Origin of the sequence: Moraxella sp. CTOTU46711, from assembly GCF_031975715.1 — a bacterium.
Classification (GTDB): domain Bacteria; phylum Pseudomonadota; class Gammaproteobacteria; order Pseudomonadales; family Moraxellaceae; genus Faucicola.
Genome location: NZ_DALYMP010000010.1, coordinates 1 through 24,383, shown reverse-complemented (window position 1 = coordinate 24,383; position 24,383 = coordinate 1). Strand labels below are relative to the sequence as shown.

Genomic DNA, 24,383 nt, shown 5'->3' with positions numbered 1-24,383 from the left:
TGGTGCTTTTAAATACCCTTAACTTACCTAAGCTTGCGCAGTTGGAGATAGATAATAAGTCATCAAATCCTCATTTAACAGTTGATTAAGTGGTAATTTTTGAGCGCAAATCGATGACCAATCAATACTCGGTAGCGCTAATTGTTGCGCAAGCCCAGCTAAAAATTCCGCTCTGGGCAAAATGGATGCCCCCAAACGCAGCAAATGTGGGTTAGGCAACTGACAATCCACCCAAGCAAATTGGGAATGTGCACACAGCTGCATTAACACAAAAAAAGCCGCTTTAGACGCATCTGTCACTCGATGAAACATACTTTCACCAAAAAATGCTTGTCCTAGCTTTAGCCCATATAAACCACCAATCAGCTCATCATCGTCCCAAATCTCGACACTGTAAGCGACTTGCTCGGCATGTAGCGCCGTATACGCTTCAATCATAGCGGGGCTGATCCAAGTGGCTGATGTAGAAGCTTGGGCATGGGCACGGGTATCGGCACAGGCGGCAATGACCTCAGCAAAGGCAAGATTGACGGAAAACGTCCAACCTGCATTTTTGATACGCCGTTTCAGGGTTTTACTGGCGCAAAAATCACTAGGATAAATAATACAGCGCGGGTCAGGCGACCACCAAGCGATGGGCTCGCCTTCATTAAACCAAGGAAATATGCCTTGGCGATAAGCACACACTAAGGTATCAGCTGCCAAATCACCCCCCAGCGCAATCAACCCTTCACCGTCAGGGTCTGCCGCCATCGGGTCGGGAAATTGATAACGGCAAACGAAAGGGCGTTGTAATGGGTGGTAATTTGGCAATGGCATCGTTCAAGGCATTAGCTAAATAGCAGAGGTGTTGGCTGATACCGTGGTATTGGCATTCGCTAGATTAACGATATCTAAATATTTTTCTGCATCCAATGCCGCCATACAGCCGGTGCCTGCCGAGGTAATCGCTTGGCGATAGATATGGTCTGCCACATCCCCACAGGCAAACACGCCTTCAACACTTGTCGCCGTGGCATTGCCATCCAAACCGCTTTTGACCACAATATAGCCATTATTCATGTCAAGCTGATCTTGGAAAATATCGGTGTTAGGTTTGTGCCCAATTGCTACGAACATACCAGGGGCGTTGATGGTTTTGGTAGACTGGTCTTGGAGATTTTCAATGACCACACCCGTCACGCCTGCGTCATCACCCACCACTTCTTTGACTTGGCTGTTCCATTCGATGGTCACATTGCCATTTTTTTGTTTTTCAAATAATTGGTCTTGCAGAATTTTTTCTGATTTTAATTTATCACGTCGATGCACTAGGGTGACGTGGCTTGCGATGTTTGATAGATACAAGGCTTCTTCAACCGCTGTGTTGCCACCGCCAATCACCACCACAGGTTTGCCGCGATAGAAGAACCCATCACAGGTCGCACAGGCAGAAACGCCAAGCCCCATAAATTTTTGTTCAGAGGCGAGACCCAAGTATTGCGCTGATGCCCCTGTCGCTACAATGAGCGCATCACAAGTGTAAGTGGCACTATTGCCCACTAAGGTGAAGGGTCGCTGAGTTAGGTTGACTTGGTGGATATGGTCATACACCAACTGGGTACCAAAACGCTCGGCATGGGCTTGCATGCGTACCATCAAGTCAGGTCCTGTCAAGCCTTGTGGATCGCCAGGCCAGTTATCAACTTCAGTGGTGGTAGTCAACTGCCCGCCAGTCTGCATACCCGTGATAATGACTGGTTTTAAATTGGCGCGCGCCGCATACACGGCGGCAGAATAACCCGCTGGACCTGAACCCAAAATAATAAGCTGGTGATGGATAATTTCTGACATACATCTTTCCTAACAATCGCTGAATAATAAAATAGGCTAATTTTTGATTCATAAGTAAGATAGGGGCTAACATCGAAAATAGCAAGTAAATGTTATTTTTATAACAGATTCATCGCGCAATCAAAGCTCAAGCAACGCTCAAAAATGGCGTTAGCTCGTTATCAAAAAATACCCTACCATTCGGCTTTGTTGGCTCAAACTGCATTTATCATAGGGCTTGAATTGGCTGATTTGACAAAGCAATTTTTCGCAAAAAAAGCTCAGCAACTCACCACTGAGATTTGATATGATAGTCGATTAAAAGGGTGATTTTAATCAACGTTTTCCAAAAATCATTATTTTTTCACCATCATTATCAGTCAGTCATGGCTGAGCAAAGCGTTGGCTTACGGCTTATCCAAAGCGGGTTCAAATTCAAAGGTAAATTGCGTTGTCTTATTATATTCGTCAAAGTGTGCTTACGATTATCTGGCTAATCGTGGCATTGTTGTTAGTCATGTCCCTCATCAGTTATTCTGCCAATGATCCTAGTTGGTCGCATATCAGTAGTGCGGCAAATGAAGTCAGTAACTTGGCAGGCACGGGTGGTGCGTGGCTGGCTGATATTTTGTATGCGTTTTTGGGTGCGGCAAGCTGGTGGCTCATTGTTATTGCCTGTTATGAAGCTTGGAATGTATGGCGCCATGATGTAGAGCCTAATGGCTTGTTACGTTTTTTGGGTTATATCTTTTTAATCATTGCCACTGCAGGGCTGACAGGGGTGTTATCGTTTGGCTGGTTGGCGCAAGGCATGATCGGGCAAATCGTGGGCAATGGGCTTAGTAGTTTATTAACCTACTGGGGGACTTTGTTGTTTTTATTGGTGTTTATTGCCATCACCGTGACGTTTACCTTTGATTTACATTGGCATGAGATTTTATCAGGTCAAGCTATTCGCAGCCGCCTACAAGCTGAAGCTACAGATGATGATGAAACCAATACTGAGCTCAAAGCAACTGCTCAAGAAGCAAGCCAAGCAAAACCAAACGACACCGCGCAACTGCCTTTGCCTTTAGCCTCCCATGACACTGAACAAACCGCTTATGAGAGTAGTCATCTAGCGGATAATGAGGATTTTGTCGGTAGTCCACTCGATGCGTTTTTGGATGAAACGGGCTTTAGTGAAATCAAAGATTATGAATGGCTCGAAGAAAACGATGCCACTAATCCATTTAAACCCGTCAGCTCAACCTATGTGGCAAATACCAAGCTGACCAAAAAACTCGATGAAAAACTGCAAAGTGAAATCATTAAAAAACCGTTTAAAATGCCTACCTTGAACAGACCCCATTCGATACAGGTAGACTCGCAACTCACTGAGCCAACTCAGACAAAGCAGCCTAGTGTAGATAGTGTAGATGTATCGCAAGCTATGCCAACTATGGATGAAGCATCTAGGATGTCTGCCGTAGGCACAGGGGAGTTAGCGGATAAACACATTTCTGAGCCGATGACGGATGTAGAGATGGCTGCACAGGACACGGCTATTGGGTTGTCAAATTCGGATGATTTAGCGGATAGCATAAATACTGGATATCAATTATCACAAAATCCTGTGCTAGAGTCACCATTCGAGGGCATTAAGACAGAGGGCTTTGAAGCAAAAAGTATTGAAGTAGAAGGCATTGAAACACCGCCCACCTCAGTCGCATCGCTATTAGGTATGCGACAAGTCCCAGCGCAAGATAGGGCTAATCCATCAGATGACACTGCCACCGCACCGGTTGTAGCGGGATTTTCAACCCCTGCCGCAAGTCCGATGCCAACCCAAATAGCACGTCCAGCGCAAGCCGTCACCCAAATGGCTGGCAACGAGATTGATACCGACCAGATAACGTCTTCAATACCGACCCATAGTCGTTCGGTGGAATCTGAGTTACTCGACCAAATCGAACAGCCCGCAGCGACTCAGGTCAACCAGCCGCTCGATATCAATGACGATAGCCTGTTTAGTCATAAATCGCGTGCCATGCAAACCGCAGCTTATCGTGCCAATTTAAGCCCGTTACCTGAGTTATCGCTGCTTGATTTGCCAGACCCCGACCGCAAGCCAAGCTACAGCCGCGAACAGTTGCAGCAGCTATCAGCACTGTTAGAAATCAAGCTACAAGAATTTAATATCAAAGCAGAAGTGGTCAATGCGCAAATGGGTCCAGTGGTGACGCGCTTTGAAGTCTCTCTAGCACCAGGACTTAAAGCAAGCAAGGTGACAGGTATTGCCAAAGACTTGGCTCGGTCGCTATCTATGGCATCGGTGCGTGTGGTGGAAGTCATTCCAGGAAAACCTTATATCGGTATTGAAGTGCCTAATCCGCAGCGCCAAATGGTACGCCTCATCGAACTGCTGAAAACAGAAGCTTATCAAGACCCCGATGGCTTAATCAGTATGGCAATGGGCAAAGATATTGCAGGTAGACCGATTATTGCGGATTTGGCGAAAGCGCCACACATGCTAGTCGCAGGTACCACAGGTTCGGGTAAATCCGTGTTGGTGAATTCGCTGTTATTGTCAATGCTGCTCAAATACACACCAGAGCAGCTGCGATTGATTTTGATTGACCCCAAACAGCTCGAACTTGCCAACTATGGCGATATTCCGCATCTGCTCACCCCCGTAGTCACCGATATGACCGAAGCAGCCAGTGCTTTGGCATGGAGTGTGGCTGAGATGGAGCGTCGTTATCAGTTGATGTCATTATTCAAAGTGCGTAAGCTTGATGAATTCAACAAAAAAGTCATGGCAGCCGAACAAAGTGGTGAACCGTTACTAGATCCACTGTGGCGACCCAATGACAGTGTCAGCCAAGATAGAGCGCCAAAATTAAAACCATTACCGCAAATTGTGATTGTGGCGGATGAGTTTGCCGACATGATTATGCAGGTGGGCAAACAAGCCGAGGAGTTGATTACGCGTTTGGCGCAAAAATCGCGTGCCGCAGGGATTCATTTGATTTTGGCGACCCAGCGCCCATCGGTGGATGTGATTACTGGTTTGATTAAAGCCAATATTCCCGTCCGTGCTGCGCTTCGCGTCAACTCAAAAGTCGACTCTCGTACCATTTTAGATGCCGGTGGCGCAGAGGATATGCTTGGGCATGGTGATATGCTGTTTTTAGGGCCTGGTCAAATCGAGCCAAACCGTGTACATGGTGCTTTTATTAGCGATGCGGAAGTCAACCGTGTGTGTGATGCATGGCGCGAGCGTGGCGCACCTAATTATATTGATAATATGTTTGATAATTTTGAGTTAAGCTCAGCGCCAAGTGGTGGCGATGCTAGTGGGTCTAGCAATGGCGAAGAAGACCCGCTGTATGATGATGTAGTGGCATTTTTGCTCGAAACCCGTAAAGTCTCTGCATCAAGCATCCAGCGCAAATTTAGTATCGGCTATAACCGCGCAGCACGTATCGTTGATGCCATGGAAGAGGCGGGCTTGGTAAGCGGCATGACAAAAAGTGGTAAACGTGAGCTATTAATGTAGAGGTTAGACAAAGTAAAAAAGGTGCGATTTATGCACCTTTTTTATTTAACCTTTTGAGCGGCTATGGGTTCATTTATTCTATGGTATTTTGCGCTGCGACTACCACAATTTCTAATTTCCACAAAGGATTAACCAACTCAGCTTTGACTGTCGCACGGGTAGGCTTTGGGCAATCGGCTAACCAGTCGCCCCACAAGCTATTCACCACCGCAAAATCCGCCAAATCCTTGATAAAAATCTGAGCGGTTAGCAGACGTGATTTGTCGCTATTGGCTTTGGCGAGCATGGTGTCGATATTGTCTAGCACTTCTTTGGTTTGTGTGTGGATATCGGCAGTATCGGTATTTGGCACTTGTCCTGCGAGGTACACCACGTGGTTAAAAATGGTAATTTCACTTAGATAGTCATTGCTATCAAATCGTTGAATGTGTGCGGTCATGGTGTTTTCCTTGTGAATGGATAAATGTTATTGATGCATAGTCTTTACAACTATTTCTGATAGAAAATAGATACTAGGAATAACGCTGTAATGATAAGCCGTCAATGTGAATGTCAGGCGTTTTGCCGAGCACCAAATCGCTGATTAATTTGCCAGAGCCACACGCCATTGTCCAACCCAATGTGCCGTGTCCTGTATTCAAAAATAAATTTCGATACCGAGTCGCGCCAATGATGGGCGTGCTATCGGGGGTCATCGGACGTAGCCCTGTCCAAAAACTTGCGTTTGGCAAATCACCACCTGCGAATAAGTCCTGCGTGACCATTTCGAGTGTGGCACGGCGCTGCGGGTTTAGACTTACATCAAAACCACTTAATTCTGCCATACCGCCCACGCGAATACGGTTGTCAAAGCGAGTGATGGCGATTTTATAGGTTTCATCCAGCACCGTTGATTGGGGCGCTAAATCAGCATTGATAATCGGTACAGTCAGCGAATAGCCTTTGACAGGGTATACAGGCAGATTAAGCTGTAGCGGTTGCAAAAGCGCCCGCGAATAACTGCCCAACGCCAATACATACTGGTCTGCGGTTAATAACTCACCATTTACCATCACCCCTTTAATCGCCCCAGCATCGACTACCAGTTTTTCGATGGGTTGATTGTATAAGAATTTCACCCCCAGCGCTTTGGCTTGCTGCGCTAATGCTTGACAAAACAAAAAGCAATCGCCTGTTTCATCATGCGGCAAATGCAATCCACCAACCAGCTTATCAGTGGCATTTGCCAACGCGGGCTCAATCTCAGCCAACGCCTTGCTGTTGTCAATCAGCTTAAAAGGCACGCCTGAATCTTGCAACACCTTAATATCTTGCTGTACAGCCTCTAGTTGGGCGGGTTTACGAAAAACTTGTAAGGTGCCTTGTGAGCGGTTTTCGTAGTGAATACCGGTGTCTTGACGCAGCTGCTGCAGACAGTCGCGGCTGTATTCTGCCACTCGTACCATACGCTCTTTGTTGATGGCATAGCGCTTGGCATTGCAGTTTTTGAGCATTTGTAGCATCCATTGTAACTGCCACAGACTACCATCTAATTTGATGGCTAAAGGGGCGTGTTGTTGGAATAACCATTTAACCGCCTTCAATGGAATACCAGGCGCTGCCCAAGGGGTAGAGTAGCCCGGGGAGATTTGCCCAGCATTGCCAAAACTGGTTTCTTGTGCGGCACCCGCTTGGCGGTCAATCACCGTGACTTCTACACCTTGCTTGGCTAAATAATAGGCACTTGTCACCCCAATCACGCCACTACCTAGTACCAATACGCGCATACCCATCCCCAAATATCTGCTTAATTATCAGTTAATTTCGCTAGTATAAGCAAAGTTTTGCAGTGAATTTTGCTGTTTTTATGCTAGAATTTTGCTGATATTATCGGTTTTATCATGTTAATCATCAAAAAACAGGGTTTTCATTTTGCTATGCGTACTTTAGACCGTACCGACCGTTTAATCCTTGAAATCTTGCAACAACAAGCCAGAATTTCTATCAGCGAATTGGCCGCCAGAGTTAACCTATCAACCACGCCTTGCTCAGACCGAGTTAAACGGCTGGAGCGTGAAGGTATTATCACAGGCTATCATGCGCGGTTAAATCCCAATTTGGTCAATAAAAGCTTGTTGGTGTTTTTGGAGATAAAGCTATCCACCAAGTCGGGCGATGTCTTTGAACAAGTGAGTAAAAAACTGTCAGAAATTCCCGAGATACTGGAATGTCATTTGATTTCGGGTGAGTTTGATTTTTTGGTCAAAGCGCGGCTAAAAGAGATGAGTTCTTACCGCAAGTTACTGGGCAATATCCTAAAGCAATTACCAGCGGCGGTGGAAACCCACAGTTTGATTGTGATGGAAGAGATTAAAGAAAGCTTGCATTTGGATGTGACAATGACCTAACTGTGGTGCAAGCTTTACCATATATGCTTTGTGATACATAATTTCCGATACATGCTTTGCGACAGATGAAAAAAAAGACTGCCAAATTGCAGTCCTTTTATGCTGTTCCGCCTTAGAGCTTTGGAAATTAGAGCTTTGGAAATTAGAGCTTTGGAAATTAGAGCTTTGGAAATTAGAATTTTGGAAATTAAAGTTTTGGAAACTCTAGCGACCAGTGATTGACGAGTGGGTAGCGACGTTCACGCCCAAAGGCGCGGTGGGTAATCTTGGTGCCAATCGCCGCTTGACGACGTTTGTATTCATTGCGGTCTACCATACTGAGTACTTTTTTCACCACGTCTTTATCATAACCGGCTTCTACAATCGCATCATACCCAAAGTCGCGGTCGATATACAGCTCCAGTATTTTATCGAGGGTATCATAATCGGGCAGACTGTCTTGGTCTTTTTGGTCAGGGCGAAGCTCGGCAGAAGGCGGACGCGTAATCACACGCTCAGGAATCACTGGCGTTTCTTCTAGGCGGTTGCGATAGTTGGCGAGGGCGTATACTTGGGTTTTATACACATCTTTTAATACATCAAATCCGCCTGCCATATCCCCATATAGTGTCGCATAGCCCACGGCCATCTCTGATTTGTTGCCAGTGGTGATGACTAGATGACCAAATTTGTTGGACAAAGCCATCAAAATCATGCCACGCGCACGGGCTTGGATATTTTCTTCCGTGGTGTCAGCGGTGGTGTTGCTAAACATCGGCTCTAGCGTATGGCGCATGCCTTCAACGGCGGCATGAATCGGGCACACGGTATAAGACACGTTGAGTCGGTGTGCCTGTGCCTGCGCATCTTGCAGGCTGATTTGCGAGGTGTACTCATAGGGCATCATGACTGCATAAACTTTATCTGCACCTAAGGCATCAACCGCGATACATAGCGTGAGCGCCGAGTCTATCCCGCCTGACAATCCAACCAATACGCCTTTAAAGCCAGAATGATTGACATAATCACGCAAGCCGACAACCAGCGCTTGATAAGTTTCAGCGATTTGGCTGAGCGCAAGCGGTGATTTGCGCTGTTCTGATAATATCACTTGACCGCTTTGGGCATCGTGACGAGCAACCACATACAGGGTATGCTGCAAAAATCTTGGTGCTTCTTGCACGATTTTACCTTGAGCGTTGACGACCATCGAGCCGCCATCAAACACCAAGTCATCTTGACCGCCCACGCTATTGGCATACACAATCGGGATATTGTGCTCAGTGGCACGGCTTTTTAATAAAGCCTTACGTTGTTCTTGCTTGTTTTGCTCAAAGGGCGAGGCATTGAGGCTGATGATGATTTCCGCACCTTTTTCTTTCAGTGCGCGAATGGGAGCGTCTTGCCATAAATCTTCACAGATAAGTAGTCCGATGGTCAGCCCTTGATAGTCAAACAACACTTGGTTGTGACCGGTATTAAAATAGCGGCGTTCATCAAACACGCCATAGTTTGGCAGGCATTGTTTGTGGTAAAAGCCTTTTTGCTGACCATTGTGAATGATAGCTACTGAGTTAAACGTGCCATTGGGGTCAATGTGCGGATAACCCACTAGCATGACGATATCTTTGACCGTGTAGAGTAATTCAAAAGCAAGTTTCACACGTGAGGCAAGACTTGGGCGTAATAACAAATCTTCAGGCGGGTAACCCAGCAGTGATAACTCAGGAAAGACAATGATATTAGCCCCCTTGTCACGGGCGTCTTTAGCCAGCTCTACCATTTTTTTGGCATTATTGATGACATCACCGACAATAAATTGCTGCTGTGCCACCGCAATTTTTAGCCCCACCATAGAATCTGCTTGGCTAGTCGGTTGGCTTGATGACTGAGAGGTTGACTGAGAAACTGATTGAGAAGCTTGCTGAGCAGGTTTTTGAGAAACTAGCTGTGGGTTTGCGGGTTGGTTTGGCGTAGTAGCTTCGGCGGTCATTGACTCACTCGGCAGCTGCGTTGGTATGCTATCATCGGGGGTTAAATCGAGGTGTGACATGAAAAATCCTTCAGTAAAAATTTGTTATGGGGTCGTCCCTTTAGTCATATCCGTCTAAAACGGTATGCAAGCATCATGCCGCTATTATAATTATTGGTGGCAACAGCGATGGCATTACAAGATAAAATTATTCTACATTATATCGCTTTATGATATGTTTACAATTGCAATCTTTAGACGCTACAACCGAAAAACGCTGCAACTGGTAAAATTAGCTTAAACATAGCATGAATAACCCATCAATGCGCGATTTTTTGCAGTATAATCAAACCTTACAATGCTAATTAACAGGCAGTCATAATTCTTAATTGGCAACGATGATTCGTTCATTAGACAATGAGGTGAAGCGATGTTTACCGCAATTTTTGTGGTTTTGGTGATTATGGGGCTTAGCTGGGTTGGGATGAAATGGATGTATCCACGACCACCGCAAGGCTATTTACAGCCGCAGCCAGGCGAGAGTACCGAGCCACGTGCGTGTGATTTTTGCCATCATACGTTAGCAGAGTGGCGAGGGATTGTAGAAGGGGATAAGTTCTTTTGTAATCAAGAACACCAAGCGGATTTTCATGCTGGCAAACACTACCAGCGCGCTCAAAATTAGTCGAATTTTATTTTACACTACAGACATTAGGCAAAACGCGCAACGTCTTCTAACATTTTACCCACCAGGTCTTGCGCTTGGCTTTCGTTTTCTTGATAGCGTTGTAAGTTTTCTGATTTTTCAAACAACGTCAACGCGCACAGTACCAATAACTCTTCTTGGGGTAGCTGAGGCGCTTGGCGGCGTACATCTTGCATAAACTGGTTAATATAGCTTGCCGCACGCTGCAACGCAGGCTCTTCAGATTCTGGGCAGTTGATGGTATAGCTACGACCATTGATCAGGATATCAACTTTTTTAATGCTTTGGGCAGATGCCATAAGATTTTCCTAACGTATTCAAATGTTTTAAACATCACTAAGGCTGGCTTAAATAAGGGCGGGTTAGTTTTCGCTGTCAATTTTTGCCAAGCGCTCTAACACAAGCTTGGTATGCTCTGCCGCAACGCGATTTTTTTCAATCAGTTTTTGATTTTGTGCGGTAAAAATCTGTAATTGGTTTTGGGTTTGTTCGTATTCGGTACTTAGCATGTTGTGAGATTCGGCAAGTGACTGATACCGCTGCTCGAGTGCTTGATACTCTTCGGCTTGTCTGGCAAGTTGTTGTTCCAAATTTTGCTGCAGTTCTTTGCTGGTATCGAGCTCAGCTTGTACCGCCTGCAGTTGATCTGCAGTAATGGTTGGCTGTGCTTTAATACGGGTAAGCTCGCTACTGGCGAATTGATATTTATCGCGAAGCTTAGTCAATGCGGTTTGTAGCTGGGTCAGTTGGTCAATTAGGGTGCTCATGATATGATGTCTAGTCAGTAATCGAGTGAATAATCAAGTAAATCATCAAGAGCGACGTGATGGGCGCTCATTGACATGAATAGCAAAAGGCTTTTTTGGTATAACTATAGCGTGAAGGCTTAAAATTTGAGTGATACTTATATTATTTTACCACTTTAATAATGCCATAGTTGACCGCATTAAGGCTAGTATTATCTCAATGTTGATATAATTTTTTGTGAAAAAAGGGTAAAGCGATGGATGATTATATTTCGGGTTGGCAAGATTGGACACAAGCATTTGAGGATTGGCATGACGTCACAATTAGTGAGTTACATGGGTTAATCTCAGGGGTGCTCAGTGTGTGTGATGCGCCAACCGAGCAAGAGTGGCAACTGCTACTGACTGAGCTGAGCTTTACCGAGCTTGAGCCAAAAGCGTTAGAGATAGTGACTGAAGAAGGCGAGGATATGGTGGCGATGTTAACCGATGATGCCGATAGCTACCAGTTTATGCCGTTGTTGCCCGATGATGACCATCCACTGTATGAGCGTTTGATGGCACTTAAGAACTGGGCAAATGGCTTTTTGACAGGCTTTGGCGTCACCGATAGTGCGCTACGCCCGGAAGAAAAAAACCTATTTAATGACTTGGCAAAAATCGGCGCGCTGCGGATTGATGTGTATGATGAGGCGCTGCAAGGGACAGACAATGCTGAAGGCGAAGTTGAATATATGGAGCTACTTGAGTTTGTGCGCATGATTCCTGTGAGTGTGTCACAAGGGCGAGTACGTAAATCAGTCGCCAAGTTGCCGCTCATCGCAGGATTTGCCATGAGTCGCCCTGTGGGCAAAGCCCAAGAGATTGATGAGGAGCATTTGGATTTTATTGAGCAGCTACGCGATGACGAGCTCGATTGGGAAGCAGAAAAAGATACCAATGATGATTTTGTTACCCATATGGTCATTGATGCCATGAATGGTAAAAAGCCGAATTGATGCTAACACCCTATTTCGACTAAATTTATCTTGATAGGCTGTTTTAATGGTTTAAAATTTGAGAAAAATGGAACGACTATGGGCTATCCATCCAACGCCGTAGACTGGTTAACAAAGCTGATTGGTTTTAACACCGTCAGTCGCTACTCCAATTTGCAATTGATTGAGTATGTGGCGGGCTATTGTGAGCAGTTGGGGTTGTCGCCACGTTTGACCTTTAATGCCGATAATACCAAAGCCAACCTCTTTGTGACTGTAACTGCGATGGGTAGGGGTGATACCGTAACGACAGGGGGTTTTGTGTTTTCCGGGCATACCGATGTGGTGCCCGTTGATGGGCAGGCATGGGATACCGATCCGTTTGTGGCGACTATTGTGGAAGATAAACTATACGGGCGTGGGGCTTGTGATATGAAAGGCTTTATTGCTTGCGCCTTAACCCTGTTGCCCACTGTGGTGCAATCAAGCCGCGATAAGAGGCTAGGCAAACCGATTCATTTGGCACTGTCGTATGACGAAGAAGTGGGTTGTTTGGGTGCGCCATTACTGCTCGAGGATTTAAAAGCCCAAGGGATTAAGCCCGACTACTGTATCGTCGGTGAGCCGACCATGATGAGAATGGTCACCGCGCATAAAGGCATCCAAGTGTATCGCTGCCGCGTGCATGGCAAATCGGTGCACTCATCGCTGACTCCGCAAGGCGTCAATGCCATCAGCTATGCTAGCAAAATTATCAATTTTATTGATGAAATTGCCGAGCAATTGCAACAACGTAACGACCAAGATATGGCGTTTGATGTACCGTTTTCGACCTTGTCAGTCGGCACTATTACCGGCGGTACGGCAACCAATATCGTGCCTAACCTGTGCGAATTCACCTTTGATTACCGTAATTTGCCGCATATGAATGAAAGCCAAGTGATTGAGCCGATTCGTGCCTTTATCAAAACCCTTGAGCCTAAGATGCACGCCATTGACAGCGACACGGGCATTGAGCTAACTCGCAACGAAAATGTCCCTGCGATGACCGATAAAGATAGCCAAGCCTTGCAACAGCTTATAGAAAATTTGGTGGATGAACAGCAGCGCCATAAAGTGGCGTATGCCACCGAAGGCGGGCAGTTTACCAATGCAGGCATTCCGACGGTGATTTGCGGACCTGGCGATATTGGCAATGCCCATAAAGCCAATGAGTTTGTCAGTCTAAACCAACTAGCAAAATGCGAAAGCTTCTTACAGCAAATTCTTCAACAATGCTGTGACAGCCATTAAAAATTTTTGGAAATATCATGTCAAATCAATTAACCATACAGTTGTTGCCAAAGCTTCCCCAAAGCCAATTTACCAAACGCCGTGCCAAACTTGCTGAAGCCTTGCCAAACAATAGCATCGCGATTTTGCAAACGGCACACGCGCATATCCGCAATAACGATGCTGAGTACAAATACCGCGCCGACAGCAGTTTTTTCTACCTAACTGGCTTTGCCGAGCCAGAGTCAGTTATGGTTTTGGAAAAAACTGACCATACTGTCAACTACACGTTATTTTTACGTGAAAAAGACAAACTACGTGAGATTTGGGATGGTAAACGGGTGGGGCTTGACGGTGCAACTGCAGATTTTGGCGCGGATAAAGCGATTGCCATTGGCAAAATTGATGAGATTATGCCGACATTGATTTTTGGTAAAAAACACGTGTTTGCCCGCTTTAATAATGAGCTGATTGGCTGGCTTAATCAAGCCAAGCAGCTGCAGCGCGGCGAAGGTGTGGTCGATACTATCACCAATATTGACAGCCTTATCAATGAAATGCGGCTGATAAAAGATGAGTGTGAAATTGCACGCATGAAAGTCGCCGCCCAAATCAGTGCTTACGGGCATATTCGCGCGATGCAAAGTGTGGCATCCTTAATGCAGAAAAATCAGGGCAATGAAAGCAGACTGGAAGCTGAAGTCAATTATGCTTTTGCCCAATACGGCTGCGTACCCTCTTACAATAGTATCGTGGCTGGCGGGGACAATGCCAATATTTTGCATTATGTTGAAAACGACCAACCGCTGCACGATGGCGACTTGGTGATGATAGATGCGGGCGCCGAATACCAACATTATGCAGGTGATATCAGCCGTACTTTTCCGGTGAGTGGCAAGTTCAGCGACGTGCAAAAACAGGTGTATGACATTGTGCTCAATGCCAATATTGCCGCCATCAACAGCCTAAAAGCAGGCGAGCATGGCAAAATCCATCATGAAACTGCGCTTAAAGTACTGACCCAAGGCTTGATTGATTTGGGGATTTTGACAGGCGATGTCGATAAGTTGATTGCTGATAAAGCCTACTTACCGTTTTATATGCACGGCACAGGGCATTGGCTTGGCTTAGATGTGCATGATGCAGGGCGCTATACTGGCGACGACGGTAAACCCAGAAAGCTTGAAAAAGGCATGGTGATTACTGTAGAGCCAGGCTTGTATTTTGCGCATGACAATGCATTGGTACCCAAGAAATATCGGGGTATTGGCATTCGCATTGAGGATGATGTGGTCATTACCGAGGGTGAGCCACTGGTTCTCACCCGTGACGTACCAAAAACAACGGAGGCGATTGAAGCGCTAATGCAGCAAAAAGTTGATTCATAGATAGAGGCACATCTATATATAGAGGCAAAGAAAAAAAATAGAAAAAAGAAAAGCCCAAGACAGTTGGGCTTTTTTAAGATCAATCGTTCATCGCCATGTTAGGCATCGGCTGATGGATGTGCTAAATGTTCGATTTTATCTTCGGGCAAGTTTGTCAACAAATGAATGCGCTGAGAGAGTTGGCGTAATACTTGGCTAAAGGCAGCTTTTTCCACCTCACTATCCGCTGATACACTGTCCGTATCATTGATATGCCAATGCGCGGTGAGTGGGAATTTGCCATCAATGTCCGCATGTTGCTGTAAAGAATTACACAGCCCAATCACCAAATCAATCTTTGGCGCGTTGTCTTGTAAAAACTGATTGACGGATTTGGGCGCTAAGCCTGTGACATCATAACCTTCTTGTTTTAATACCTCAAGCGTGAATGGATGCGCGCTAGGGGATGGCTCAACGCCTGCGCTATAGGCTACAAAACGGTCACCACCAATTTTATTCAAAATCGCTTCTGCCATCAGGCTACGGCTAGCATTGTGCTTGCACAAGAACAACACATTATAAGGCTGCGTCATCAATAAGTCCCTTGTCATCATTCTGCGAACGGTCAGCACGTTTGGGCGTGCAATTTTTGAAAATGAAATTTTACCTTTAATGGCAAAAAATTGCTATCAAAATCCCCACAATTGTGCAAGTTTAAACCGTTGATATTAACCGCTAAGTTTTGCCAACAATTCGCCATCAAATAGGTGAAAAAATTATTGATTCCAAAAAGTAATATTTAGTATAAAAATAATTTGCGTTTAATGAATTTTAAAAATAACCATTATAAATATTTGATTTTATTACATTTTATGTAACTGCAAAAAAATAATGACTTGCTTGTATAACTTTTGGTTGGGTTTCGTGAAAAGAAAGTTTGACATTAACTATTGATTCATGAAAAATCTACATACTGCAAGATTCTTGTTGCAATTTTTTCATTTATTTACATTCGATTAGGGAGGGATTATGAGCACTAATCACAAGTCGTCTCATTCCCAGTGGAGCTCAAAGATTGGGTTTTTAATGGCAGCCGTGGGTTCTGCGGTCGGTCTCGGTAGTATTTGGAAGTTTCCTTACATGACAGGCGATAGCGGTGGTTCGGCATTTGTTATCGTGTTTATCATCAGTATCGCGCTCATCGGTTTTCCAGTGTTGGTCACTGAATGGCTGATTGGTCGCCGTGGTCAAAGTAACCCAGCGGCAAGTTTCCGCAAAGCGGCGGTAGCCAATAACGCCTCACCGGCTTGGAGTCTGCTCGGCTACTTTGGTATTTTAGCCGCTTTTATGATTTTGTCATTTTATAGTGTGATTGGCGGCTGGTCGCTTAATTACACCTTAAAAGCCGGTATCAATGCATTTGGTGGTCTCAATGCCGACGCCACTGGCAAAATTTTTGAGACGATGTTAGCCAATCCGACCGAAATGACGTTGTGGCACACGGCGTTTATGGGCTTGACGGCGCTAATTGTGGCAGGCGGTGTATCAGCAGGTATTGAGAAAGCATCAAAAATCATGATGCCTGCGTTGGCTTTTATCTTATTATTTATCGTGGGATATAACGCGATTAATATGGATTTTGCCAAAGGCGCAGAGTTTTTGTTTAAGTTTGACTGGCAGCGTATGCAGGAAGTTGGCGTGGGTAAAGTGCTGATGGCGGCGCTAGGACATGCGTTCTTCTGTTTGTCACTGGGTATGGCGATCATGGTGAGTTATGGTTCATACCTAAAACAAGATGTGGATTTATTGGCAACCGCGCGCACGGTGATTATCTGGGATATTATCTTCTCATTGGCGGCAGGTCTTGCGATTTTCCCGATTTTATTTAGCAATCATCTGGATCCAGCGGCAGGTCCCGGTTTGGTGTTTGTGACCTTGCCAATCGCTTTTGGTCAAATGAGTCTAGGTGTAGTAGTAGGTACTTTATTCTTCTTGTTATTGACCTTTGCGGCATTGACGTCGTCGATTTCAATTCTTGAACCTATTGTCGAATTCTTGGAAGAAAAAACCCCAATGAGCCGTAAAATCTGCACGCTAGTAGGGGCAGTGGCAACGTGGGCAGTGGGTGTACTTGCGTTATTGTCATTTAATAAATTGTCTGATTTTGCGGTATTTACTATCCACAAAAACGGTAAAGACATCCCACAAGGTATCTTTGACGCACTAGATTATACTTCTAGTAAAATCATGCTACCTTTGATTGGTTTGGGTACCATTATCTTCATTGGCTGGTTTATCAACCAAGAATCGGTAAAACGTGAATTGGGGCTAGATGGCATGAAATGGACTATTTGGCAAATTGTGGTAAAATTTGTCGCACCGATTGGTATCATCGCTGTATTTTTAACGGAGTTACTGGGTTAATCCCAATGGCTTTATCTCAATAGCTTTATGTAATTAATTGCTGACAATAAAAAACCCCGAATCGTCGGGGTTTTTTTCTTTCACTGAAACATTAATCAGTGCCATATTCTTGGCGTTTTGTGGCAAAAAAGCGCTCAAGTCGATCCATCGCTTCATGCAAATCTGATGCATTGGGCAAAAATACCACGCGAAAATGGTCAGGCGCATGCCAGTTGAAACCCGTACCTTGTACCATCAAGACTTTTTCTTGCAGTAATAATTCCATCATAAACTGCATATCATCTTCGATTGGATAAATGTCACGGTCAATTTTTGGAAAACAATAAAATGCCCCTTGTGGCATGGTACATGAGATACCTTTAATGGCATTTAGGCGCTCGATAGCGATGTTGCGCTGCTGATACAGGCGACCGGTTGGTGCGGTCAAGGCTTGCATACTTTGATAACCACCCATCGCCGTTTGAATCGCGTATTGTGAGGGGACGTTGGCACACAGCCGCATCGATGATAGCATGGTTAACCCTTCAATAAAATCAGCCGCATGGTGTTTTTTACCCGATAACATCATCCAGCCTGAGCGAAAACCTGCGATACGGTGCGACTTTGACAAGCCATTATAGGAGATAACCAAGCAGTTTTTGGCAAGGGTGCACATCGGTACATGCACGGCATCATCATACAGCACGCGGTCATAAATCTCATCCGCCATCAGTACAAGCCCGTGTTTTTCTGCCAGTGCCACGATTTTTTTTAAATTTTCGGTAGAGTAAAGCGCGCCTGTTGGGTTGTTTGGGTTGATGACCACAATGCCTTTGGTGCGCTCATTGATTTTGCTTTCAATATCGGCAATATCTGGCTGCCAGTTGTCTGCTTCATTACACAAATAATGAACCGCTTTACCCCCTGCCAAATTCGTCGCCGCTGTCCAAAGCGGGTAGTCAGGCATTGGAATCAGCACTTCATCGCCATCGTCCAGTAACGCTTGCATGGTCATCACAATCAGTTCAGAGACGCCGTTGCCCAAATACACATCGGCAACATCTACCGCTTCTAACAATCCTTTGGCTTGGTAATACTGCAAAATCGCTTTACGCGCGGCAAAAATCCCTTGAGAGTCTGAATAGCCAATCGCATTGGGCAAATTCATCGCCACATCTGATAAAATCTCTTGCGGTGCTTCAAACCCAAATGGCGCAGGGTTGCCGACATTAAGTTTGATGATTTTATGACCTTGTGTCTCCATGCGGTTGGCAGTTTGTAGCAAAGGGCCGCGAATGTCATAGCACACGTTTTGCAGTTTGTTAGATTTGTTCAAAGTTTTCATGGTAGATACATCACTACTAGGTTTGGGATTGGGTTCGGGATTCGGTGTGAGATGGTTGGGTTGAAAATTGGTAGCAGCCGTAGCGGTAGATTGAGCCGTTTGACCCTGCCGCGGGTTCGCTTGATTGGCATCGGTTGATGCTTGTGCTACAGTAGCATCATTGAGCGTATGCGCTGCTAATGCTTGGGTGTTGACGACTTGAGTTTCCACCCCAGTACCTGATAGCAAATAGCTTTCGCTGCACCCTAACAGACTGGCAAGCACAGGCAGTTTATTGGACACGATGCCATTGGAGCCGCGCTCCCAATTAGAAATCGCGGCACGGCTAACTTTAGCACCAGCTTGGGTCATTAAATCGGCAAGTTCGGCAGTGGTCAAACCTTTGCTTTTACGCAGCTGCGTCAAGCGTTGTCCAGCCGATAGTTTAGCGTCAGTGAGCATAGCACGGGATTCCGTTTGAGTATTAATAAGTCATATCAATTTTTGTCAGAAATACTGACAAAATTAAATTATAAATATTGCAGATAACTGCCAACAGATAAACTACGCTTGTCAGCACAATAATGCAAGAAAAACTTACAATTTTTTAACTAACAACAAGGAGATTTACTATGGAAGATTTTTACCAATTATCCGCGACCGATATTCGAGGTCAGCTATTTGATTTTGACACCCTTAGAGGTAAAGTCGTATTGATTGTGAATACCGCAAGCAAATGCGGCTTTACCCCACAGTTTGAGGGCTTAGAAAAGCTATACCAAGCTTACAAAGACCAAGGATTGGTGGTGTTGGGGTTTCCCTGCAACCAATTTGGTCAGCAAGATCCCGGCAGTGAAGCGCAAATTAGTGAGTTTTGCCAAATTAATTATGGCGTGACCTTTCCGATGATGGCAAAAGTTGACGTCAATGGTAAAGACACCCATCCTGTGTATGAGTTTTTAAAATCACAGCCACAAGGCAAGGGTATGTTGGGTGACGCTATCAAATGGAACTTTACCAAGTTTTTAGTTGATACACACGGCAGAGTCGTAGATCGTTTTGCACCGACCAAAGCCCCCCAAGACCTTGAGATGGATATCAAAGCACTACTGGCGCAACCGTAAGAAAAGGCGGGAGAAAAAAAATAAAAAGGATTTAATTGGGGGAATTAAATCCTTTGGGTGACAAGCGATAGAGACATTGTTATTATTGTTATCTTATTATTCTTATTGTTAGCTATGACCTTGCTGGCCATGTAGGTATGATAGGTTTTTTATGTGACAACCACATGACATGCTCAGCAAAATTTTTTAAAATTTTTAACATTTGCCAAAAAAAATCGTTGACAGCAAAAATAAATTCTCTATAATACCCACCACAGACGATGGGTCGTTAGCTCAGTTGGTAGAGCGTCTGCCTTACACGCAGAATGTCGGCGGTTCGAATCCGTCACGACCCACCAATTTGACAAGTTTGGGTCATCGTCACCAGCTACCGTGCAGTGGTAGTTCAGTTGGTTAGAATACCGGCCTGTCACGCCGGGGGTCGCGGGTTCGAGTCCCGTCCGCTGCGCCACTTATTTTATAAGTGTTAAAAAACAAAATTTTTAAAGTTTTGTGCCTCAAATCTCCCCTGATTTGAGGTTTTTTTTCGTCTTGGTGTTTAGCTAAGTGATTGAATATAAAAAATATTACTTTTTCGACAAATCTTTTACTTATGAACCGTGTTTTGACTGACTGATTGTTAAGTGACTAGACATACTCTGAAGGATATATTAGTAAAACTAACGTGACCAAACGCTTGTGACCAAAACGTGACCATTTTGTGACCAAAAATTTTGGCTTACGGTCTATAGGGTCATCCGCCAATTATTAAAACCAATTTTTAAAATACAAAAAGTACAGTAAAAATTAAAAGGCGGATTTCATTACAAGCTGTCCAGACAACCAAAATTCATGCAATCGAACAACCAAGTCTCGCATTTTATGGCATGAGCTATACGCCAATATCCTCATCGCCCCACTACCAACTTGCCAATGCGTTTTCCCGTAAGCTCGTCATTGAAATCATCCGATTATCCAATGGGGTCGTAACCCAGATGAGGCGTCAGTTAGTCAAATTAAAGCAGATACATAGTTAACAAATGTTGAATTATAAAATTTATAATTACACTAAATTATTAAATAAAATTAATTAATCCAATTTTGTATATTCTACTAAAATGTTACAGTATGTTAAGATATATATCCTTTACAATCAAAAACTTAGTTTTGTTTTTGTGGTATATATGCCCTGTGAAATCTTGCTGTAATTTGAAATATTGTAAATAATTTGTTAAGGTTGCTTTCCAGTTAATCTAATGAAAAGATATCTTTATGAGTTCTGTGAAAGTCGAAAAATTCGGCCCTTTCCATCGGGTCAATCGTCCCGTCTTTATTGCCTCCGCATTGCTGATTGTCGGATTTATTATTTTTGGTTCGTTATTTGGTGAGTTGGCAGGTGAGGTTTTTAACCAACTACAATCTTTTATTACCCACCGTTTTCGTTGGCTTTTTATCATTTTGATGAATGTCGCGGTGGTGTTTAGCCTATATATTGCCTTGAGTCGTTATGGCGATATTCGGCTTGGGCATCAAACAGAGCATCCTGAGTATAGCTTACTATCATGGTTTGGCATGCTGTTTAGTGCGGGGATTGGGATTGGTCTGTTGTATTGGGGGACGGCAGAGCCGTTATATCATTTTATGTCGCCTCCGATGGGGCAAGCCGAAACCGTAGAAGCGGCTAAACAAGCGATGAGTATTTCGTTTTTGCATTGGGGGATTCATGCGTGGGCGTTGTATTGTGTCGTAGCATTGTCATTGGCGTATTTTCATTATCGTCGTGGCTTGCCATTGTCGATTCGCTCGGTACTGTACCCATTGATTGGTCAAAAAATCTATGGCAAATGGGGGCATGTGGTCGATACCCTTGCGGTGTTTGGCACGATGTTTGGGGTGGTGACTTCCTTGGGGCTAGGTGCGATGCAAATCAACGCAGGCTTTAGCAATGTGTTTGGTATTCCCAACAATGTCCCAGTACAGCTTTGTCTGATTGCAATTATTACCGCGATGGCGACGTTATCAGTGATGATGGGACTGGATAAAGGGATTAAACGCTTAAGCGATATCAATATTGTGCTGACTGTGTTGCTGCTTGGCTTTATGTTATTTTTTGGTCCGACCCAGTTTATCATTGATAGTTTTATTGAAAATATCGGCAATTATGTCAGCCAACTTATTCCGCTAGGATTTTGGAGTGAGGCGTATAGCAATACAGATTGGCAGGCAAATTGGACGATTTTTTATTGGGCATGGTGGGTGAGTTGGTCGCCATTTGTGGGAATTTTTGTGGCGCGTATTTCTCGGGGTCGTACTATCAGAGAGTTTATTTTTGGGGTGTTATTTATTCCGATGCTGCTGTTGTTCTTTTGGTTTACCACCTTTGGCGGCAGCGCGGTACATATGGAATTGATGGGCAATTATGGGTTGATAGAAGCAGTCAAAGCCGATTATGGTAGTGCGATTTTTAAACTGATTGAATATTATCCTTTAACCAAGCCTTTGACGCTGATGATTGTGGTGATGATTATGTTGTGGTTTGTCACTTCGTCAGATTCGGCAAGCCTTGTGATTGATATGCTCACGGCAGGCGGCGATACCAATCCGCCAAAAATCCAGCGGTTATTTTGGGCATTGAGCCAAGGGGTAATTGCTGCGGTATTATTGGTAGCAGGGGGGTTATCTGCGTTGCAAGCGGTCGCGATTATTGCAGGCTTTCCGTTTGCCATCGTGGTGTTTGTGATGATGTATTGTCTATGGCGAGGGCTATCACGAGATAGATTGACCTTGTACCGTAATCAACAATGGTATATCACGGCAGAGTCTGCTGAGCATAATTCAGCGAATGAGTTTATTGATGAGCATTTATTGCTGGGTCCGCCCGTGGTGGCTAAAGATGACTAATATTGTTTTTCTTGATTAACATAAGTGGACGGGTGCAAGCATCGCAAAGCTGATGCCCGTCTAGGCAGTCAACCAATGGGCGTTAATTGACAGAGTGACAGCCTAGACATACGTTACAAAGAAAAACGCTATAATAAACGCCTAATGTATGGCAATATTTGATATGCCCATAAAATTGTATGCCCATCAAATAATAAGGAAACCCCAATGAGCAAGCCTGAAAAACCTTTTATTGCGCTTAATATCGCAATCTTAACTGTATCAGACACCCGCAGTTTAGAAGAAGATACCTCTGGTAAATACCTAGCTGATAGCCTTGTCGAATCAGGGCATACCCTGGCGGAGCGAGCCATACGCACCGATGATATTTATCAAATCCGTGCTATCGTGAGTCAATGGATTGCCGACCCTGCGATTCACGCTATCATTACCACAGGCGGGACAGGTTTTTATATCCGTGACCAAATCCCTGAAGCCCTAAACCCGCTGTTTGATAAAGAAGTACAAGGTTTTGGCGAGATGTTCCGCGCGCTATCTCGTGATGAAATCGGCATGTCAACCTTGCAATCTCGTGCTCTAGCAGGCATGGCGAATAATACGGTGATTTTTTGTTTACCTGGCTCCTCGGGTGCCTGTCGCACAGGCTGGGAAGGCATTATCAAAGAGCAGCTCGACAACCGTACCCGTCCGTGTAACTTTGTGCCCCATCTGATGCGTGAAAATCCAAAACATGACCATTAAATTGGCAGGGGTGGTGATTTTGGCGGGGGGTGAATCATCTCGGATGGGTTCGCCCAAGGCGTTATTAAGCTTGCCAAATGGCGAGACTTTGCTTGATTTTCATATTCGTCATGCTAAACGCTTAAATGTCCCTGTCATGGTGGCGGATAATGGTAAGCGCTTATGTCATGATGCAACCGTCAAAATCATTGATGATTATCTGCCAAATCAACAAGATGGCAAAGGAGCAGGGGCGTTATCAGCCATGGCAAGTGCCATGAATCAAGTCATGTCTCCTTACCATTATTTACTGGTGATAAGCTGTGATAGTTTGGTTCATGCCCATCAAGTTTTTGATAAGTTGCATTATGCGGTAACCGATAATGAAGCGGTGATTTATTTAAAAGCTGAAAAGGATTATCCATTGTTGGGTTTGTATCGTACGGATTTATTAATAAAATTATACGATTATTTGGATAAGGGGCAGCGCGCAGTGATGAAGTTTTTGGCGGATAAAAAAATACAAACCGCTGCATTGCCGAATGAATGGATAGCTTTAGCAAATTTTAATACCAAAAATGAATTTAATTTGGCGTTGAACTCACTCAATGACATAGGATAAATAGGTCAAATTTTGGGAAATTATTCACATTAACAGTATATAAAATAATTTCATCAATTAAGGGTAGGATTAAGGGTATGAGTTAAAATTTAGGCATGGTAATTGCATTTTTAAATTACCTTGTTTGATTATGTTGGAAAACTGCTATGCCTTCAATCAGTAGCCCTGTGAGTGTTGAATTTTTTCCCAATGACAGCGTGAAAGAAAATCGTTTTGACCTTTCTATAACCCCCAGACATGCAAAAGCTGTACAAAATCAGGGCAAAGTGTATCTGGTTGGTGCAGGTACAGGCGACCCCGAGCTCTTAACCATCAAAGCCTATAAAACTATCTTGCAAGCGGATGTGATTTGTTATGACAATCTGGTGAGTGATGAGATTTTGGCACTTAACACAACGGCAGAAAAAATCTATGTGGGTAAAAAATGCCACAAGCACAGCATGTCCCAACAAAATATCAATGGCTTATTGATCACCCTAGCGCAACAAGGCAAAATTATTGTACGCTTAAAGTCGGGTGACCCGTTTATCTTTGGGCGTGGCGGTGAAGAA

At 44.5% G+C, this 24,383-nt stretch carries 21 protein-coding genes and 2 tRNA genes; 14 read left to right on the top strand and 9 right to left on the bottom strand.

Going from position 1 to position 24,383, the window contains the following annotated elements:
• Positions 1-27: 27 nt before the first annotated feature.
• Both aat and trxB read right to left on the bottom strand, forming a co-directional pair.
• On the bottom strand, positions 28-819 hold the full coding sequence (gene aat, locus RTJ53_RS10695) for a leucyl/phenylalanyl-tRNA--protein transferase (RefSeq protein WP_312276925.1): 792 nt from the start codon (positions 817-819) through the stop codon (positions 28-30).
• Between the two features lie 15 nt (positions 820-834).
• Complete coding sequence (trxB, locus tag RTJ53_RS10690; RefSeq protein WP_312276924.1) at positions 835-1,833, bottom strand: thioredoxin-disulfide reductase; 999 nt, start codon at positions 1,831-1,833, stop codon at positions 835-837.
• 430 nt (positions 1,834-2,263) lie between these two features.
• On the opposite strand from trxB, the gene RTJ53_RS10685 reads away from it, so the two are divergent.
• Positions 2,264-5,353, top strand: a complete 3,090-nt coding sequence (locus RTJ53_RS10685; RefSeq protein WP_312276923.1) for a DNA translocase FtsK — start codon at positions 2,264-2,266, stop codon at positions 5,351-5,353.
• A 73-nt stretch (positions 5,354-5,426) separates the two neighbouring features.
• Here the strand turns inward: RTJ53_RS10685 and RTJ53_RS10680 are convergent, their stop codons facing one another.
• Entirely contained in the window at positions 5,427-5,792 is a 366-nt protein-coding gene (locus tag RTJ53_RS10680; protein ID WP_312276922.1) for a RidA family protein, read from the bottom strand.
• 73 nt (positions 5,793-5,865) lie between these two features.
• A complete protein-coding gene (locus RTJ53_RS10675) occupies positions 5,866-7,119 on the bottom strand; it encodes a D-amino acid dehydrogenase (protein WP_312276921.1) in 1,254 nt (417 codons plus the stop codon).
• 150 nt (positions 7,120-7,269) lie between these two features.
• On the opposite strand from RTJ53_RS10675, the gene RTJ53_RS10670 reads away from it, so the two are divergent.
• A complete protein-coding gene (locus RTJ53_RS10670; protein ID WP_060996073.1) occupies positions 7,270-7,740 on the top strand; it encodes a winged helix-turn-helix transcriptional regulator in 471 nt (156 codons plus the stop codon).
• Positions 7,741-7,927: 187 nt separating this feature from the next.
• Here the strand turns inward: RTJ53_RS10670 and RTJ53_RS10665 are convergent, their stop codons facing one another.
• Positions 7,928-9,574 carry an NAD+ synthase gene (locus RTJ53_RS10665; RefSeq protein ID WP_312276950.1) on the bottom strand — a complete coding sequence of 549 codons (1,647 nt, stop codon included), beginning with the start codon at positions 9,572-9,574 and terminating at the stop codon, positions 7,928-7,930.
• 547 nt (positions 9,575-10,121) lie between these two features.
• On the opposite strand from RTJ53_RS10665, the gene RTJ53_RS10660 reads away from it, so the two are divergent.
• Positions 10,122-10,376, top strand: coding sequence for a hypothetical protein (locus tag RTJ53_RS10660; RefSeq protein WP_096488525.1), 255 nt, complete (start codon positions 10,122-10,124; stop codon positions 10,374-10,376).
• A gap of 26 nt (positions 10,377-10,402) precedes the next feature.
• On the opposite strand, the gene RTJ53_RS10655 is transcribed toward RTJ53_RS10660, so the two are convergent.
• Both RTJ53_RS10655 and RTJ53_RS10650 read right to left on the bottom strand, forming a co-directional pair.
• Entirely contained in the window at positions 10,403-10,696 is a 294-nt protein-coding gene (locus tag RTJ53_RS10655; protein ID WP_099833526.1) for a cell division protein ZapA, read from the bottom strand.
• Between the two features lie 63 nt (positions 10,697-10,759).
• On the bottom strand, positions 10,760-11,164 hold the full coding sequence (locus tag RTJ53_RS10650; RefSeq protein WP_312276920.1) for a hypothetical protein: 405 nt from the start codon (positions 11,162-11,164) through the stop codon (positions 10,760-10,762).
• Positions 11,165-11,400: 236 nt separating this feature from the next.
• Between RTJ53_RS10650 and RTJ53_RS10645 the strand changes: the two genes are divergently transcribed.
• From RTJ53_RS10645 to RTJ53_RS10635, 3 genes are all read left to right on the top strand, one after another.
• Positions 11,401-12,141, top strand: a complete 741-nt coding sequence (locus RTJ53_RS10645; protein WP_312276919.1) for a UPF0149 family protein — start codon at positions 11,401-11,403, stop codon at positions 12,139-12,141.
• Between the two features lie 78 nt (positions 12,142-12,219).
• Positions 12,220-13,413, top strand: a complete 1,194-nt coding sequence (argE, locus tag RTJ53_RS10640) for an acetylornithine deacetylase (protein WP_312276918.1) — start codon at positions 12,220-12,222, stop codon at positions 13,411-13,413.
• A gap of 17 nt (positions 13,414-13,430) precedes the next feature.
• Positions 13,431-14,780 carry an aminopeptidase P N-terminal domain-containing protein gene (locus RTJ53_RS10635; RefSeq protein ID WP_312276917.1) on the top strand — a complete coding sequence of 450 codons (1,350 nt, stop codon included), beginning with the start codon at positions 13,431-13,433 and terminating at the stop codon, positions 14,778-14,780.
• Between the two features lie 98 nt (positions 14,781-14,878).
• Here RTJ53_RS10635 and RTJ53_RS10630 read toward each other — a convergent pair whose 3' ends face one another.
• Positions 14,879-15,352, bottom strand: coding sequence for an arsenate reductase ArsC (locus tag RTJ53_RS10630; RefSeq protein ID WP_312276916.1), 474 nt, complete (start codon positions 15,350-15,352; stop codon positions 14,879-14,881).
• A gap of 436 nt (positions 15,353-15,788) precedes the next feature.
• Between RTJ53_RS10630 and RTJ53_RS10625 the strand changes: the two genes are divergently transcribed.
• On the top strand, positions 15,789-17,183 hold the full coding sequence (locus RTJ53_RS10625; RefSeq protein ID WP_312276915.1) for a sodium-dependent transporter: 1,395 nt from the start codon (positions 15,789-15,791) through the stop codon (positions 17,181-17,183).
• Positions 17,184-17,274: 91 nt separating this feature from the next.
• Here the strand turns inward: RTJ53_RS10625 and RTJ53_RS10620 are convergent, their stop codons facing one another.
• Complete coding sequence (locus RTJ53_RS10620; protein WP_312276914.1) at positions 17,275-18,948, bottom strand: aminotransferase class I/II-fold pyridoxal phosphate-dependent enzyme; 1,674 nt, start codon at positions 18,946-18,948, stop codon at positions 17,275-17,277.
• A gap of 170 nt (positions 18,949-19,118) precedes the next feature.
• Here RTJ53_RS10620 and RTJ53_RS10615 point away from each other — a divergent pair, with 170 nt between their 5' ends.
• The 7 genes from RTJ53_RS10615 to RTJ53_RS10585 form a co-directional block, all read left to right on the top strand.
• On the top strand, positions 19,119-19,610 hold the full coding sequence (locus RTJ53_RS10615) for a glutathione peroxidase (RefSeq protein WP_312276913.1): 492 nt from the start codon (positions 19,119-19,121) through the stop codon (positions 19,608-19,610).
• Between the two features lie 262 nt (positions 19,611-19,872).
• A tRNA-Val gene (locus RTJ53_RS10610) sits at positions 19,873-19,948 on the top strand.
• Positions 19,949-19,984: 36 nt separating this feature from the next.
• Positions 19,985-20,061 (top strand) — tRNA-Asp (locus tag RTJ53_RS10605).
• Between the two features lie 800 nt (positions 20,062-20,861).
• Positions 20,862-22,490, top strand: a complete 1,629-nt coding sequence (locus tag RTJ53_RS10600; RefSeq protein ID WP_312276912.1) for a BCCT family transporter — start codon at positions 20,862-20,864, stop codon at positions 22,488-22,490.
• Between the two features lie 207 nt (positions 22,491-22,697).
• Positions 22,698-23,231, top strand: a complete 534-nt coding sequence (moaB, locus tag RTJ53_RS10595) for a molybdenum cofactor biosynthesis protein B (RefSeq protein ID WP_312276911.1) — start codon at positions 22,698-22,700, stop codon at positions 23,229-23,231.
• Complete coding sequence (gene mobA / locus RTJ53_RS10590; RefSeq protein ID WP_312276910.1) at positions 23,221-23,832, top strand: molybdenum cofactor guanylyltransferase; 612 nt, start codon at positions 23,221-23,223, stop codon at positions 23,830-23,832. The genes moaB and mobA overlap by 11 nt, the downstream gene beginning before the upstream one ends.
• A 146-nt stretch (positions 23,833-23,978) precedes the next feature.
• Positions 23,979-24,383: uroporphyrinogen-III C-methyltransferase (locus tag RTJ53_RS10585; protein ID WP_409418162.1), on the top strand; the 405-nt coding region annotated here is incomplete at its 3' end.